The organism is Actinomadura pelletieri DSM 43383 (assembly GCF_003634705.1).
GTDB classification, from domain to species: Bacteria; Actinomycetota; Actinomycetes; order Streptosporangiales; family Streptosporangiaceae; genus Spirillospora; species Spirillospora pelletieri.
In genome coordinates this window covers 668,976-683,658 of record NZ_RBWU01000003.1, presented here as the reverse complement: position 1 = coordinate 683,658, position 14,683 = coordinate 668,976, and the positions used below count along the sequence as shown (strand labels likewise).

The window sequence follows — 14,683 nt, the reverse complement described above, 5'->3', positions numbered from 1 at the left end:
CGCTCCGACTCGCCCTGCGGCTCGCTGCTGTGTTTATTGCAGTGCACTCCTCCTTCGGGCCTGGCGGCCCTCCATCGTCGTGAACTGCGGTGCGATCGCTGGCATCGACTCCGACTCGCCTAGCGGCTCGCTGCGCGATCAGGTTCTCGCTTCGCTTGAACCTGCCTTCGGACGCGATCGCAGTGGTCGAGGTTGTTGCGGGGTTGCGGAGGCGGGCTGGGGTGGGTGCGTTTGTTGGGAGGCTTGGTTGGCAGGCCTCCATCGTTGTGAACTGCGTGTGAGGGCTGGCGTCGCAGGTTCTTGCTCTGGTCGCGCCTGAACCCCTGGTGGGCTTTCAGCGCGGTCGCGGTGGTTCGGGTGGTTGCGTGGCCGGGGAGGCGGGTTGCGGTCGTCTCCCCAGGCCACGCTTATGGGCTCAGACCAGAGCTGCGTCCAGGGTGATGGTCGTGCCGGTGAGGGCCTTGCTCACGGGGCAGTTGGTCTTGGCGGTCTCGGCGGCCTTTTCGAAGTCGGCGGCGGAGATGCCGGGGACGCTCGCCCGGACGGTCAGGTGCACGCCGGTGATGCCCTCGCCCGGCTGGAACGTCACCTCGGCCTTGGTGTCCACCTTCTCCGGCGGGGTCCCGGCGCCGGCGAGGCCGTGTGAGAGCGCCATCGAGTAGCAGGTGGAGTGCGCGGCGGCGATGAGCTCCTCCGGGCTTGTCCGGCCGCCCGGCTCCTCGGACCGCGATGCCCAGGTCACGTCATAGGTGCCGAGCTTCGAGGAGTCCAGCGAGACGGTCCCCTGACCGCTGAGGAGCGGCCCTTCCCAGTGCGCGTTTGCGGTACGTGTCGTAGCCATGCATCCGATTCTTCACCATGGCCGGACCGCCGGATCACCGAACCTCGCCGTTGACGTGGTCAGCGGGTCTTGGCGGCGCATTCGCGGCAGGTGCCGAAGACCTCGACGGTGTGCGTGATGTCGCTGAAGCCGTGTTCGGCGGCGATCGCGTCCGCCCAGCGTTCCACGGCCGGGCCCTCGACCTCGATCGTCCGGCCGCAGTCGCGGCACACGAGGTGGTGGTGGTGCTGCTCGGTGCGGCAGGCACGGTACACGGCCTCGCCGTCGTCGGTGCGCAGCACGTCGACCTCACCGGCGTCGCTGAGCGCCTGGAGCGCCCGGTACACCGTGGTGAGGCCGATCTTGGAGCCGTCCGCGCGCAGATCGGCGTAGATGTCCTGTGCGCTGCGGAAGCTCTCGCAGTCGGCCAGGACCTGCCGTACCGCGTCCCGGCGCGCCGTCGTCATCCTCCAAGTACCTCCGCCTCGGCGTCCACGCGCGCCTCGACGCCGGGACCGGCCGTGGGGGAGAGGCTCTCCCCGGCCGCGCCGGCCCGTGCGCGTCTACGACGCACCAGTGTGCCCCCGGCGACCGCGGCGACGAATACTGCGAGCGCCAACAGCACGATCGAGGGGCCCGGAGGCAGATCGTACTGGAAGGAACCCGCCAGGCCCGCCACGGCCGACAGTACACCGATCGCCATCGCGGCCAGCATCGTGCCACGGAAGCCCCGGGTGAGCTGCTGCGCCGCCGCCACCGGGACGATCATCAGCGCGCTGACGAGCAGCAGCCCGATCGCGCGCATCGCGATCACGACGGTGACGGCGGCCGTCGCGGCGATCAGCACGCTGAGGAACCGGACGGGCAGTCCGGCGGCCCGTGCCACCTCCTCGTCCTGGCACAGCAGGAACAGCTCCCGGCCGAACAGCGCGACGATCCCGAGCACCGCGACGGCGAGGCCCACGACGATGTACAGGTCGGTGGTCGTCACGCTGGTGATCGAACCGAAGAGGTAGGACTGGAGGCTCGCGCCGCTGCCACCACTGGCGCTGTTGAGGATGACGCCGCCCGCGAGCCCGCCGTAGAACAGCAGTGCCAGCGCGACGTCCGCGCCGCTGCGGCTGCGGGCCCGCACGACCTCGATCGCCACCGCGCCGAGGACCGACACCACCAGGGCGCCGAGGACGGGCGAGGTGCTCGTGAGCAGCCCGAGCCCGATGCCGGTCAGCGCGATGTGGCCGATGCCGTCGCCGAGCAGCGACAGCCTGCGCTGGACGAGGAACGTGCCGACGGCCGGGGCGGTCAGCCCGATCAGCACCGCCATCACCAGGGCGACGCGCATGAACTCGTACTGCAGCATCTCGTTCATCCCGTGATCGCCCCATCGACGACGCGGCCACGTCCCAGCTCGACGGTGCGGGTGATGAGCGGTTCCATCGGGCCCAGTTCGTGTGCCACCAGGACCACCGTCTTCCCGGCTTCGGCCAGGCCGCGCAGTGCCGTGGCGAGTGCCGTCTGGCTGCGGGCGTCGACGCCCGCCGTGGGTTCGTCCATCACGAACACGTCGGGTTCGCCGGCGAGGGCGCGGGCGATCAGTACGCGCTGCTGCTGGCCGCCCGACAGCAGGTGCGCCGAGTCGCGGGCGCGGTCGGTGAGGCCGACCGTCGCCAGGGCCCGGTCGACGGCGGCCCGGTCGGCCGCCCGGTCGCCGAGGACCGCGGGACGCCAGCGGGACGTTCGGGCGACGCGGCCCGACGCGACGACCTCCCGGACGGTCGCGGGCACCCCGCCGCCCATCGGCAGCCGCTGCGGGACGTACCCGATCCGCTTCCAGTCGCGGAACCGTGTGGGTGGCGAACCGTAGATCTCGGTCCGGCCGCCCGCCAGCGGGACAAGCCCGAGCAGCGCCTTGACCAGCGTGGACTTGCCCGCGCCGTTCGGCCCGAGGACCGCGAGCACCTCGCCGGCCCCCACCCGCAGGTCGACGCCGGTGAGGATGTCGCGGCCGTCCCGGCGGACGAGTCCGTCCGTCATCGCGAACGGTGGGGCGTCCTTCATGAGCACTCCAGCGCGGCGCGCAGCGTCCGCAGGTTTCCCTGCATGATCGTCAGGTAGTCGTCGGACGAGCCGTCCTCGACGCCCTCGGCCGGGTCCAGGACGGCGGTCCGCACGCCCGCCTCCCGGGCCAGCGACCGTGCCACCTTCGGGCTGGCGAGGGTCTCGGTGAAGATCGTGGTCGCGCCGGTGGCGACGACCCGGCGGGACAGGTCGGCCATCCGTCGCGGGGACGGCTCGCTCGCCGGGTCGACGCCCGCGACGGGGATCTGGCGCAGCGCGTAGCGGTCGGCGAGGTAGCCGAACGCGGCGTGCGCGGTGATGATGTCCCGGCGCGCGCAGGACGCCAGCCCGGCGGTGAACCGGCGGTCGAGCGCGGTCAGTTCGGCGGCGGTGGACGCGGCGCGTCGCCGGTGGTCCGCGGCGTGGGCGGGGTCGGCGGCGGCGAGCCGGGCGCCGAGCGCGGTCGCGACGGTCGCCATGCGGCTCGGGTCGAGCCAGACGTGCGGGTCGTGGGACGCCTCGTCGTGGCGTATCCCGTCGTGCGCCTCCTCGTCGTCGGTCTCGTCCGGGGGCGGCAGCGTCTTCACCAGGCTCGTCGCGTCCAGCGACCTGCCCTTGGCGTGCCCCCGGACGGCCTCGTCCACGGCGGGCTGAACGCCCCTGACGTAGACGGCGAGGTCGGCGTCCTCGACCCGGGCGACCTGCCGGGCCGTCAGTTCCAGGTCGTGGGGTTCGGCCCCGGGCTCGGTGAGCGTCCGCACGTGCACGGCGTCGCCGCCGACGCGCTCGGCGAGCCACGCCACCGGGTAGAAGGACGCGATCACCGCGGTCTTGCCGGGCGGAACCTCGGCGCCCGCGCCGGCGCAGCCCGCCAGACCGGCCGCGAGCCCGGTCGCCAGTCCGGCGGTCGCGAGGACCTTCGCGGGGGAGGCGCGCGTGTGGTTCCGGAAGCGGGACACCCGTCGATTATGGACGACGGTGAAAATGATTGTCAAAGTCGCCCGATACCGCGCCCCAGCGCGAACGCCAGCAGGATCGCCAGCGCGACGATCCGCAGCGCCCGGCCCGAGCCGTCCAGCGCGGGCCAGTTGAGATAGGCGAACCAGGCCAGCGCCGCCGCCAGGACCAGCAGCCCGGCCGCCGCCACCCAGCCGCTCCCGGCCATCCCGACCACCAGCAGCGCGAACACCGCGACCAGCAGCGTCCACCGCGGCAGCCGGTGCAGGAACACCACCGGCGCCGCGCTGCGCCGCTCGATCGCGGCCCGCAGCCCACCGGGCCCACCCTTCGTTCGCACGGGCCCACGGTAACGGAAATCCCCTGGCCCGCGAGAGGATGGACACATGATCGCGATAACCCGGTACCGGGTGCCCGGCGAGGACGCCGACGACTTCGCCGACCGCATGACCGCGGTGTTGGCGACCCTGTCCGAGTGCCCCGGCTTCCGCTCCGGACGGCTCGGCAGGACCGTCGACGACCCCGGGCTGTGGGCCCTGGTCACCGAGTGGGACGGCGCGGGCCACTACCGCCGCGCGCTCGGCGGCCACGAACTGCGGATGCGGTTCATGCCGCTCGCCGCGCTGGCCGTGGACGAACCCGGCGCCTACGAGGTCGTCGCCGCCCACTGATCAACGGGCGCGTCTCGGTAGGGCAAGGGACCGGGCAAGAAGCGGCGTGGCCGGTTTCGGTGCTCCGACCAAGGTCATCTTTGCGGCGTCGATCATGCCGTGCCCGTTCGGGGGAGATCTGATGCGCCGCGCCTTCCTGCTGCCCTGCGCCGTCCTGTCCGGCGCCGTCCTGGCCACCGGACCGTCCGTCGCGGCGGTCCCGCCGCCCGCCCACGCCGCCCCGCGTGTCGTCGAGTATCTCGGGCTGCGGATACCCGTGCCGGTGGGTTGGGAGGTCCACCGGCTCGATCGGGAGCCGTCCCGCTGTGTCCGTTTCGACCGGCACGCCCTCTACCTCGGCCGTCCCGGACCGCAGCAGGACTGCCCGCCCCGGCTCGTCGGCCGCACCGAGGCTCTCCACGTCCGGCCCGAAGAGCGGGCGCGGCCGTCCGCCGAGGGGCACCGCGCGTCCGGGAGGGTCGTGCGCGCCGACGGGCTCGCCACGCTCACCGTCCCGCCGACCGTCGACCACGAGGCGCGGCTCACCGTCCCCGAGGCCGGGGCCGCCATCACCGGCGTGTACGGGACGGATCCGGCACCTCTCCAGCGGATCCTGCGCGGCACCCGGCTGGACTCAAGGCGCGCCACCGGGACCCGTTCGCCTGCTCCGCCCATCCCGGACCAGCGGCCCGGACGCGCCCGCGGCGACCTTCCGCCGGACCCGGCGAATCCGTGGGTGCGCGGCAGGGGGTTCGACAGCTGCACGGCGCCGTCCCTGGCGACCATGCGGGCGTGGCGGCCGTCCTTCGAGGTCACGAACATCTACATCGGCGGCGCGGCGCGCGGATGCGCGCAACCCAACCTCACCGAGGCCTGGCTGAGCGCGGTCCGCGACATGGGCTACCGAGTCACGCCCACCTACGTCGGGCTCCAGGCGCCGTGCGGGAGCCGCCGGCAGCGCTTCACCGCCAAGAACGCCGCGTCGCAGGGCGCCGTGGCCGCCGAGGACGCCGCCGCCAAGGCCCGGGCGCTCGGCATTCCGCAGGGCGCGCCGATCTACTACGACATGGAGGCCTACGACAGCCGCAACCGCGGCTGCAAGGCCGCCGTCCTGCGGTTCGTGGACAACTGGGTCCGGCGGCTGGCGAGTCTCGGGTACGACCCGTGCCTCTACAGCAGCGTCAAGTCCGGCATCCGGGACGTCGGCGACGCCGAGGGAATCAGCAAGCCCGTCGCCATCTGGTTCGCCCACTGGAACGGCAGGGCCGAGCTGTACGGCGACCCCTTCGTCCCGGACCACTGGTGGCATCCGCACGCCCGCATCAAGCAGTACCGGGGCGGCCACAAGGAGAGTCACGGCGGGGTCACCCTCAACATCGACAGCAATGTTGTGGACGGTCGCGTCCTCTAGCCGGTTAACTGACCCCACCCGTGCCCTAAGCTGGGCACTGCCCGCGGGCGCCGAGCAAGATCGCGCCGTGGGATCACCGGGGAACACCACTCGCCGCCGCCCGCGGGAGCGGGACCGGGGCGTACGCACTGTCCCGCCGACCGCCAGCCGGATGGAGAATACTCATGGCACGCCGTTCCGATGTGTTGGACAAGATCGTCAACCTCGCCAAACGCCGGGGGCTGGTCTACCCGTCGAGCGAGATCTACGGCGGGCTCCGCGCCTCCTGGGACTACGGTCCGCTGGGCGTCGAACTGAAGAACAACGTCAAGCGCCAGTGGTGGAAGTCCATGGTGCAGGGCCGTGACGACATCGTCGGCCTCGACTCGTGCGTCATCCTCGCGCGCGAGGTGTGGGAGGCCAGCGGCCACGTCCAGGCGTTCGTCGACCCGCTCACCGAATGCCAGTCCTGCCACAAGCGCTTCCGGGGCGACCACCTCGAAGAGGCCTACGAGGCCAAGCACGGCCGGCCGCCCGCGAACGGTCTCGCCGATATCGCCTGCCCGAACTGCGGCGTCAAGGGCTCCTTCACCGAGCCGAAGATGTTCAACGGCCTCCTCAAGACCTACCTCGGCCCGGTCGAGGACGAGTCGGGCCTGGCCTACCTGCGTCCCGAGACGGCGCAGGGCATCTTCGTCAACTACCTGAACGTCCAGCAGTCCGCGCGCCGCAAGGTGCCGTTCGGCATCGGTCAGATCGGCAAGTCGTTCCGCAACGAGATCACGCCCGGCAACTTCATCTTCCGGACCCGCGAGTTCGAGCAGATGGAGATGGAGTTCTTCGTCAAGCCGGGCACCGACGAGGAGTGGCACCAGTACTGGATCGACGAGCGCATGCAGTGGTACGTCGACCTCGGTGTCAGCAAGGAGAACCTGCGGCTGTACGAGCACCCGCAGGAGAAGCTGTCGCACTACTCCAAGCGGACCGTGGACGTGGAGTACCGGTTCGACTTCGTCGGCGGTGAGTGGGGCGAGCTGGAGGGCGTCGCCAACCGCACCGACTACGACCTGACGACGCACTCCAAGGCGTCGGGCGCCGACCTGTCGTTCTTCGACCAGGAGTCCGGTGAACGGTTCGTCCCGTACGTGATCGAGCCCGCGGCGGGCGTCGACCGGTGCACGCTCACGTTCATGATGGACTCCTACGCCGAGGACGAGGCGCCCAACGCCAAGGGCAAGATGGAGAAGCGCGCCGTCATGCGGCTCGACCGGCGGCTCGCCCCGGTGAAGTGCGCGGTGCTGCCGCTGTCGCGCAACGCCGACCTGTCCCCGAAGGCCCGTGACCTCGCGGCGCGGCTCCGCAAGAACTGGAACGTCGACTTCGACGACGCCGGCGCCATCGGCCGCCGCTACCGCCGTCAGGACGAGATCGGCACCCCGTTCTGCGTCACCGTCGACTTCGACACCCTGGAGGACGACGCGGTCACCGTCCGGGAACGCGACTCGATGTCCCAGGAGCGGATCGCGATCAGCCAGGTGGAGTCTTTCCTCGCCGCCCAACTCGTGGGCTGCTGAGTTCCGACGGTTCACGACGATGGGGGTCCCGGCGGGCCTCCATCGTCGTGGCCTGCGGATTGATCGCCGTATCGCTCCGCTCGTGCCCCTCCTCCCGAACGCGATCGCGAACCTTGGGGTTGTCGCGGGGTCGCCGTGGTGGCCGGTGTGGGCGCGGATCGTGACACTATGAGGGTCGGTGACGTGAACCGCTCGTGAGTCCGGCGACCGGTCGGTGAGCCCGAGAGGAGGGGCGGGATGCGCGAGGCGCACTGGCCTGCCCGCCCTGTCGCCCGGCTGCTGGTCGTCGCGCTGGGCCTGCTCGGCATCGTGGTCGGCCCCGCCGGTACCGGGGCCCACGGCGGGACGTCCCCCACCGGCACGATCTCCGGCGTCCGGAACGGGGCCGCGCAGCAGGCGCCCGCCCGCACCCGCTCGTCCACCAAGCACCGCCCGAGCCCCCACGAGCATGCGGTCGTGGCGTCCCCGGACGTCCGCTCGGCGCCCGCGGTCCAGCCGTCGCTCGTGGTGCTGCCCGCGACCGTCGGCGAGGTGCGGCCGCCGTCCCGGCGCGCCGTCCGCGCCGTTCCCGCCCGCGTCCCCCCGGACATCGCGCCGAGAGGCGTCCCGCGCGGGCGCGCCCCACCCTCCCTCCCACGGATCTGAGGTCTCTGTCCGCGGTGCCGCGCGCACGCCCGGCGCCGGAGTTCCGTGTGGAGGTTCCCTTTGACTCGCGCCAACCTGGTGCGGGCGGTACTGGCCTTGGCCGTACTCGCCACATCGTTCTACTTCGCCTATTCCAAACCCGCCCGCCTCGGCCTTGACCTGCGCGGCGGCACCCAGATCGTGCTGGAGACCCAGAACTCGCCGACGGTGAAGGCCGACCGGGAGTCCACCGACCGCGCCAGGGAGGTGCTGGGGCGCCGCATCGACGCGCTCGGCGTCGCCGAGTCGTCGATCACCCGGTCCGGTGACCGGCGGCTGATCGTCGAACTGCCCGACGTTCAGGACCCGGCCGGGGCGACCGCGGCGATCGGCAAGACCGCGCAGCTCACCGCCCATCCGGTGCTGCCCAATGACGGCACGCCCGACAAGGGCCAGCAGCTGATCCAGGACGAGAGCGGGCAGCCGATCCTGATCGGCCCCGCCGCCCTCACCGGTGACGGCATCGGCTCCGCCGACGCCACCTACGACCCGCAGAACCTCGGCGGCTGGGCCGTGAACGTCGACTTCAAGGGCGACGGCGGCAAGACCTGGGAGCGGCTGACCGCCAAGGCCGCCTGCGCGGCGGGCGACGAACGGCGGATCGCGATCGTCCTGGACGGCAAGGTGATCTCCTCCCCGGGCGTCACCGAGAGCGTCGCGTGCGGTGTCGGCATCACCGGCGGGTCGACGCAGATCACCGGGGACTTCAGCGCCGGCGAGGCCAAGGACCTCGCCGCGCTGATCGAGGGCGGTTCACTGCCCGTTCCGGTGAAGATCATCGAGCAGCGGGTGGTGGGGCCGACGCTCGGTGACGAGGCGATCGACGCCAGCGCCCGCGCCGCGGTCATCGGCGTCATCCTGACCGGGCTGTTCATCGTGGCCGTCTACCGCATCGTCGGCTTCCTCGCCACCGTCGCGCTGACCGGCTACGCGCTGATCTCCTACGCGGCGCTCGTCGCGGTCGGCGCGACCCTGACCCTGCCCGGACTCGCCGGTTTCGTCCTCGCCATCGGCATGGCCATCGACGCCAACGTGCTGGCCTTCGAACGCGCGAGGGAGGAACGGGCGGCGGCGCCCGGACGCAGCGCCCGGACGGCCCTCGCCGTCGGCTTCGACAAGGCGTGGTCGGCGATCGCCGACACGGCCGTCACCACGCTGCTCGCCGGCGCCCTGCTGTTCTTCCTCGCCTCCGGGCCGGTGAAGGGATTCGGTGTCACCCTGACCATCGGCGTCCTCGCCTCCCTCGTGTCCGCGATGCTGCTGAGCCGCGTCCTCACCGACGCCGCCGCCGCGCGGTTCCCGAAGCTCACCAAGGGCAGGGCGGGCGGGCTCGCCGGCGCCGGACGGATCCGGCGGTGGCTGGAGGAAAGCGGCCCCGACCTGATGAAACACAGCCGGCTCTGGCTCGGGATCTCCGCGCTCGCCGTCGTCATCGCCATCACCGGGATCGCCACCCGCGGCCTCAACTTCGGTGTCGAGTTCACCGGGGGACGGCTCGTCGAGTACTCCACGAACCGTCCGGTGGACATCGACGTGGCCCGCTCCGCCGTCGCCGACGCCGGGTTCCCGCGCGCGGTCGTCCAGACGTCCGGGCAGGACGACATCTCCGTCCGGACCGTCGACCTCACCAACGAGGAGGAGAAACGCGTCCAGGAGGCGCTGGCCAAGGAGGGCGGCGGCGCCACCAAGCAGCGCGACGAGCTGATCGGCCCGAGCCTGGGCGACGAACTGAGAACCAAGGCGCTGATCGCCCTCGGCGTCGCGCTGCTGGTCCAGCTGGCCTATCTGACGATCAGGTTCCGCTGGACGTTCGCGGCCGGCTCGGTCATCGCCATGTTCCACGACATCACGATCGTCACGGGGATCTTCGCCTGGCTCGGCAAACCCATCGACGGGGTGTTCCTCGCCGCGCTGCTCACCATCATCGGGTACTCGGTCAACGACTCCGTCGTCGTGTTCGACCGCGTCCGGGAGATGTGGGGCGAGAACCCGAAGGGACGGTTCGCGACGATCGCGAACCGGGGCGTCCTGCAGACCGTCCCGCGGACGATCAACACCGGAATGGGCGCGCTGTTCATCCTGACGGCCCTGGCGTTCCTCGGCGGCGACTCCCTGACCGATTTCGCCATCGCCCTGCTGATCGGCATCGTGGTCGGCACGTACTCCAGCGTGTTCACGGCGACGCCGATGGCGATCGTCCTGGAGCGGTTCGCGAAGGCGCCGCCGCCGCAGCGCAAGTCGAAGTCGCGCCCGGCCCGCCGTTCCTCGCAGGACTCGGGCGCGGTCGTCTGACCGCAGGTCGCGGGCCTCGCCCCGTCCCGTCCTTCGGGCGGGCGGGCGGGGCCCGCCACCCGGGTCAGGACGGCAGCATCGGTCTCTTCAGCGGGCGGTCCTCGCTCACGCCGAAGCAGACGACGGTGCGGATCCCGCCGTCCCACTCGTGCTTCTCGGGGTAGAAGTACGAGTACTGGTCGGGGTAGGGGTGGCGACCGAAGGCCTTCTGGAGCAGCCTCTCGCAGCGCACCTGCCCCTTGCGCTCGATCGTCTCCGTGCCCGGGTACGGGCCGGCTTCCAGGGTGAAGACCCCGTACACCTGGTTCCAGTACGGGGTGGTGCAGGACACGACGCGCTGGGCCAGGCTCGTGGGGTCCCACTTGCCGAAGCAGTCGCCGCGGGTCATCTCGCTCCAGTACCTCTGGTCCGGGTCCACGGTCGTGGCGAGCGGCGCGGCGAGGGCACCCGGGCCGGTGTAGCGGAGCAGGCAGAGCACCCTGCGGTCCCCGGAGCGCCAGCTCGTCCGGGTCGGTGTGACGGCGTAGGGCTCCAGGAACTTGGCGTGCCGGCTCCGCTGCAGCCGGAACGCCTTCTTGAAACAGGCGTTGGTCGCCTGTTCGAGGGTCTTCTCGTCGCCCGGGTAGGTCTTGCCGGGCAGCCGCAGCTGGGCGACGACCTCGCCGTCGTGCGGCTCGGCGCAGGGCAGCGCCGTCAGCGGGCCGATCGTGTAGTCGCCGCGGATGCCGGTGAAGCAGTCACCGACGCGCAGCGCCGCGGGCAGGACCTTGTCCTTGTGGATGACGCGGCCGGACGCGTCGCGCTCGGCGGTGACCATCGAGCCCACGAGTCCCGCCACGGCGAGCGCCGCGACGAGGCTCCAGACCGCCGCCGCGGCCAGGCCGCCGACGGCCAGGCCCCGGCCCCGCTCGCCGCGCCGCCCGGCCTGGACGAGCGCCGCGACGCACAGCAGGACCGTCAGCGGGACCAGCCCGAAGATCCCGGTGACGAGGGCGGAGACCGCGAGCCGGTTCGTCCGGGGCAGGACCGTGGTCGACGGTGGCGCCGGGCCGTGCCGGTGGACGTCCTGCGGCGGCCACCGGGAGGGGACGTCCGGCGCGGCGGCGACCGGGTCGGGCCCGCCCGTGTCACCGGGCGGGGCCCAGGCCGCCCAGGCGGGCTGGACGGGTCTCGGGACGTGGTCGCCGTGGTCGTCTCGGGACGGTGGTGGCGTGGTCACGATCGCCTCTTCCTCAGCAGGGTCCGCTGCAGCGGTCTCCCGGTGCTCTTGGCCAGGCAGTAGAGCAGGCGGTCGCCGGCGGCCCAGGACTCCTCGGACGGCCCCACGTAGATCAGCTCGACCCGCTTCGGCAGCCGCTTCTCCAGTACCGCCAGGCTCCGCCCGAAGCAGCGCGCGTTGGACACCTCGTCCAGCTTCCGGTCGCCCGGATACCGGACGCCCCTCAGCGTGAACTTGGCGTACAGCTGCGCCTCGTGCGGCTCGGTGCAGTCGGTGACGCGCTGATCGTCGACCCGAGAGTTCCAGCGTTCGATGCAGGTGCCGGGTTCCATCTCCGGCAGGTGCCCCGTCCGGGTCTTCGTGCTGGTGGCGAGGGACCCGGTCAGCCCGCCGGGGCCGGTGTGGACGAGCAGGCACGTCACCTCGCGGTTCCCGCGCGTCCAGTCGGCCTCGTCGGGCATGTCGATCCGGAGGTCGAGCGCGCTCGCGGCGGGACGGTCGGCGAGGAACGCGGTGCGCTCCTTGCACTGGTACGTCGCCTCCGCGAGGAGCCGCTCCTCGTCCGGGAAGGGGCCGGGGCGCAGTGTCGCCTTGGCCCCGACCTCACCGCCATGGCGGCGGTCACAGGGCGTGCGCATCGCCGCGGGCTCGGCGTACTCCTCGGTGTACCCGCTGAAACAGGCTCCGGCCTCCAGCGTCGAGACCGCGACCAGGCCCGCGGGCGGCGGCGGACGGGTCTCGTCCTCCGCGGCGAACGGCGAGCCGCCGGACTCGACCACCACGAGGCCGGTTCCGAGCGAGATCACGGCGAACAGGCCCGTGATGACGGCGATGATCGCGAGACGGGTCCGCCGGCCCGGAACGGGGACGGGCGGCGGTCCGGTCATACGCGCGGCTACGTGCGGCGGTCCGGTCGTGCGCGCGGCTACGTGCGGCGGCCCGGGGACGTGGACGGGTAACCGCGACGGCGCGTCCCGCGCGGGGACGCGGCCGTCCGGCGGGCTCCACGCGGGAGCGTCCGGGCCGCCGTCGGTGGGCGGTGGGGTCGTCACGGCCGAGAAAATAGCCGGGATTGCCACCAAAAGGAGCAATTCCGGCGCTTGTCGTCAACTTGTGATCAAGGCCGTGCCGGTCGATTTCAGGCCAGCGGCGGCTGGGGTTCGTCGTTCTCCGCCCTGATCACGTGCATGACCGCGTTGATCAGGGAGAGATGGGTGAACGCCTGCGGGAAGTTGCCGAGGTGACGCCCGGTGTGCGGATCGATCTCCTCCGAGTACAGCTGCAACGGGCTGGCGTACGACAGCAGCTTCTCGCACAGCGCCCGCGCCCGGTCCAGCTCCCCGATCATCACCAGCGTGCTGACCATCCAGAACGAGCAGATGGTGAAGCTGCCCTCGTCGGTGTCGAAACCGTCGTCGGTCTCCGCGGGCCGGTAGCGCAGGACGAGATCGTCCTCCGACAGCTCGTCGGCGATGGCGAGAACGGTCTCCCGGACGCGCTTGTCGTCGGCGGGCAGGAACCCGAGCAGCGGGATCAGCAGCGCCGACGCGTCCAGCGTGGTCGCGCCGTAGTGGGCGGTGAAGACGCCCCGCTCGTCCAGCGCGTTGGCGAGCACGTCGGCGTGGATCTCGTCGGCGGCGGCCTGCCAGCGCGCGGCCCGCTCCCGGTCGCCCCGGATCCGGGCCAGCCGGGCGCCGCGCTCGGCCGCGACCCAGCAGAACACCTTGGACGAGGTGAAGTGCTGCGGTTCGCCGCGCACCTCCCACATGCCGCAGTCCGGTACGCGCCAGTTGGCGAGCGCGTCCTCCACCTGCTTGATGATGATCTTCCAGAGCCGGTCGTCCAGCCGGTCGCGTTTGCGCACGAACAGGTAGATGGAGCCGATGATGGCGCCCCACACGTCGTGCTGCGCCTGCATGTACGCCTCGTTGCCGATCCGCACCGGGCGCGCGTTGTCGTAGCCGCTGAGGTGGTCCAGCGTGGACTCGGGCAACTCCGCCCGGCCGTCCAGCCCGTACATGATCTGGAGTTTGCCCTCGGCGGCCTCGGCGACGTCGGTGATGAAGTAGAAGAAGTCGTTGGCCTCCCAGTCGTAGCCGAGCGTGTAGAACGCCCACAGCGCCATCGTGGAGTCGCGGATCCAGGTGTAGCGGTAGTCCCAGTTCCGGTCGCCGCCGGGCGCCTCGGGCAGCGATGTCGTCGCCGCGGCCGCCACCGCGCCGGACGGCGCGAACGTCAGGCCCTTCAAGGTGAGGGCGCTGCGCTGGAGGTGGCTGCGCCACGGGTGGTCGGGGAAGCGGCCCCGGTCGAGCCAGTGCTGCCAGTGGTGGACGGTCCACACCAGCCGTTCCTGCGCCTCCTGCCAGGACGACGGTGCCGCGTGCTCACTCCACGACAGCGCCACGAACCGGGACTCGCCCTGCTTCAGCAGCGTCCGGGCCGTGGCGAGCGACCCCTCGAACCCGACGTTCAGGTCGGTGGTGAGCCGCAGCCCGATGTCGCTCCCGCGCGCCACGGCCTCGTGGTACCCGGAGCCGGTGTGCTCCCAGCGGGCGGGCGTCCGGCCGTAGTCGAACACCGGCATGCAGTCGAGCCGGACCTGGACCTGCCCGTTCACGCACCGCACCATCCGCAGCAGGACGTGGTCGGCGTCGTAGTCGGTCGGCGCCCTGCGGTGGGTGTGGGACCGTTCCGTCTCGTGGTGCCACGGCCCCATCAGCAAAGCGTCCGTCACCACGAGCCAGCCGCCGTGCACCCACCAGGTGGTCTCCATGACCATGGTGCCGGGGATGTAGCGCTGCGCGGCGGGCACCTCCACGCCCGCCGGGCCGACCCGGAAGTATCCGGCGTCGCGGTCCAGGATGGAGCCGAACACGCTGGGGGAGTCCATCCGGGGCAGGCACATCCACTCGATGTTCCCGCTGGGCGCGACCAGGGCGGTCGTCTCGCAGTCGGACAGGAACCCGAAATCGGCGATCGGGGCGAACGGATCTCCCGCCCTGCCGCCGGCGACCTTCGGCCTCACACTCTCACCTCCGT

14 protein-coding genes are annotated in these 14,683 nt (G+C 71.9%); 5 read left to right on the top strand and 9 right to left on the bottom strand.

The window, feature by feature from the left end:
* Window positions 1–415: 415 nt before the first annotated feature.
* Genes BZB76_RS16360 through BZB76_RS16335 form a run of 6 tightly spaced genes read right to left on the bottom strand, consistent with a single transcriptional unit; the run spans window position 416 to window position 4,175 of the window.
* A complete protein-coding gene (locus BZB76_RS16360) occupies window positions 416–841 on the bottom strand; it encodes an OsmC family protein (RefSeq protein WP_121435206.1) in 426 nt (141 codons plus the stop codon).
* A gap of 59 nt (window positions 842–900) precedes the next feature.
* A complete protein-coding gene (locus tag BZB76_RS16355; RefSeq protein WP_117399444.1) occupies window positions 901–1,287 on the bottom strand; it encodes a Fur family transcriptional regulator in 387 nt (128 codons plus the stop codon).
* A complete protein-coding gene (locus BZB76_RS16350; protein WP_121435205.1) occupies window positions 1,284–2,189 on the bottom strand; it encodes a metal ABC transporter permease in 906 nt (301 codons plus the stop codon). The genes BZB76_RS16355 and BZB76_RS16350 overlap by 4 nt, the downstream gene beginning before the upstream one ends.
* The gene (locus BZB76_RS16345; protein WP_121435524.1) at window positions 2,186–2,878 is read right to left on the bottom strand and encodes a metal ABC transporter ATP-binding protein; all 693 of its coding nucleotides are present in this window, start codon (window positions 2,876–2,878) and stop codon (window positions 2,186–2,188) included. The genes BZB76_RS16350 and BZB76_RS16345 overlap by 4 nt, the downstream gene beginning before the upstream one ends.
* On the bottom strand, window positions 2,875–3,837 hold the full coding sequence (locus BZB76_RS16340) for a metal ABC transporter substrate-binding protein (protein ID WP_246006984.1): 963 nt from the start codon (window positions 3,835–3,837) through the stop codon (window positions 2,875–2,877). Before BZB76_RS16340 ends, BZB76_RS16345 begins: the two co-directional genes overlap by 4 nt.
* A 32-nt stretch (window positions 3,838–3,869) precedes the next feature.
* Window positions 3,870–4,175, bottom strand: coding sequence for a DUF6703 family protein (locus BZB76_RS16335; protein ID WP_121435204.1), 306 nt, complete (start codon window positions 4,173–4,175; stop codon window positions 3,870–3,872).
* Between the two features lie 46 nt (window positions 4,176–4,221).
* Here BZB76_RS16335 and BZB76_RS16330 point away from each other — a divergent pair, with 46 nt between their 5' ends.
* The 5 genes from BZB76_RS16330 to secD all read left to right on the top strand — a co-directional run bounded on the left by BZB76_RS16330 (window position 4,222) and on the right by secD (window position 10,425).
* Window positions 4,222–4,506 (top strand): antibiotic biosynthesis monooxygenase family protein, encoded by a 285-nt coding sequence (locus BZB76_RS16330; protein WP_121435203.1) that lies wholly within the window; start codon window positions 4,222–4,224, stop codon window positions 4,504–4,506.
* Between the two features lie 46 nt (window positions 4,507–4,552).
* Window positions 4,553–5,896 carry a DUF1906 domain-containing protein gene (locus BZB76_RS16325; protein WP_121435202.1) on the top strand — a complete coding sequence of 448 codons (1,344 nt, stop codon included), beginning with the start codon at window positions 4,553–4,555 and terminating at the stop codon, window positions 5,894–5,896.
* Window positions 5,897–6,060: 164 nt separating this feature from the next.
* Window positions 6,061–7,449, top strand: a complete 1,389-nt coding sequence (locus BZB76_RS16320) for a glycine--tRNA ligase (RefSeq protein ID WP_121435201.1) — start codon at window positions 6,061–6,063, stop codon at window positions 7,447–7,449.
* Window positions 7,450–7,686: 237 nt separating this feature from the next.
* Complete coding sequence (locus BZB76_RS16315) at window positions 7,687–8,094, top strand: hypothetical protein (RefSeq protein WP_121435200.1); 408 nt, start codon at window positions 7,687–7,689, stop codon at window positions 8,092–8,094.
* A 60-nt stretch (window positions 8,095–8,154) separates the two neighbouring features.
* Window positions 8,155–10,425 (top strand): protein translocase subunit SecD, encoded by a 2,271-nt coding sequence (secD, locus tag BZB76_RS16310; protein ID WP_121435199.1) that lies wholly within the window; start codon window positions 8,155–8,157, stop codon window positions 10,423–10,425.
* Window positions 10,426–10,489: 64 nt separating this feature from the next.
* Here the strand turns inward: secD and BZB76_RS16305 are convergent, their stop codons facing one another.
* The 3 genes from BZB76_RS16305 to BZB76_RS16295 all read right to left on the bottom strand — a co-directional run bounded on the left by BZB76_RS16305 (window position 10,490) and on the right by BZB76_RS16295 (window position 14,669).
* The gene (locus BZB76_RS16305) at window positions 10,490–11,644 is read right to left on the bottom strand and encodes a septum formation family protein (protein WP_121435198.1); all 1,155 of its coding nucleotides are present in this window, start codon (window positions 11,642–11,644) and stop codon (window positions 10,490–10,492) included.
* Entirely contained in the window at window positions 11,641–12,696 is a 1,056-nt protein-coding gene (locus BZB76_RS16300; protein ID WP_147449448.1) for a septum formation family protein, read from the bottom strand. The genes BZB76_RS16305 and BZB76_RS16300 overlap by 4 nt, the downstream gene beginning before the upstream one ends.
* 86 nt (window positions 12,697–12,782) lie before the next feature.
* Window positions 12,783–14,669 carry a glycoside hydrolase family 15 protein gene (locus tag BZB76_RS16295; RefSeq protein WP_246006983.1) on the bottom strand — a complete coding sequence of 629 codons (1,887 nt, stop codon included), beginning with the start codon at window positions 14,667–14,669 and terminating at the stop codon, window positions 12,783–12,785.
* Window positions 14,670–14,683: the final 14 nt, after the last annotated feature.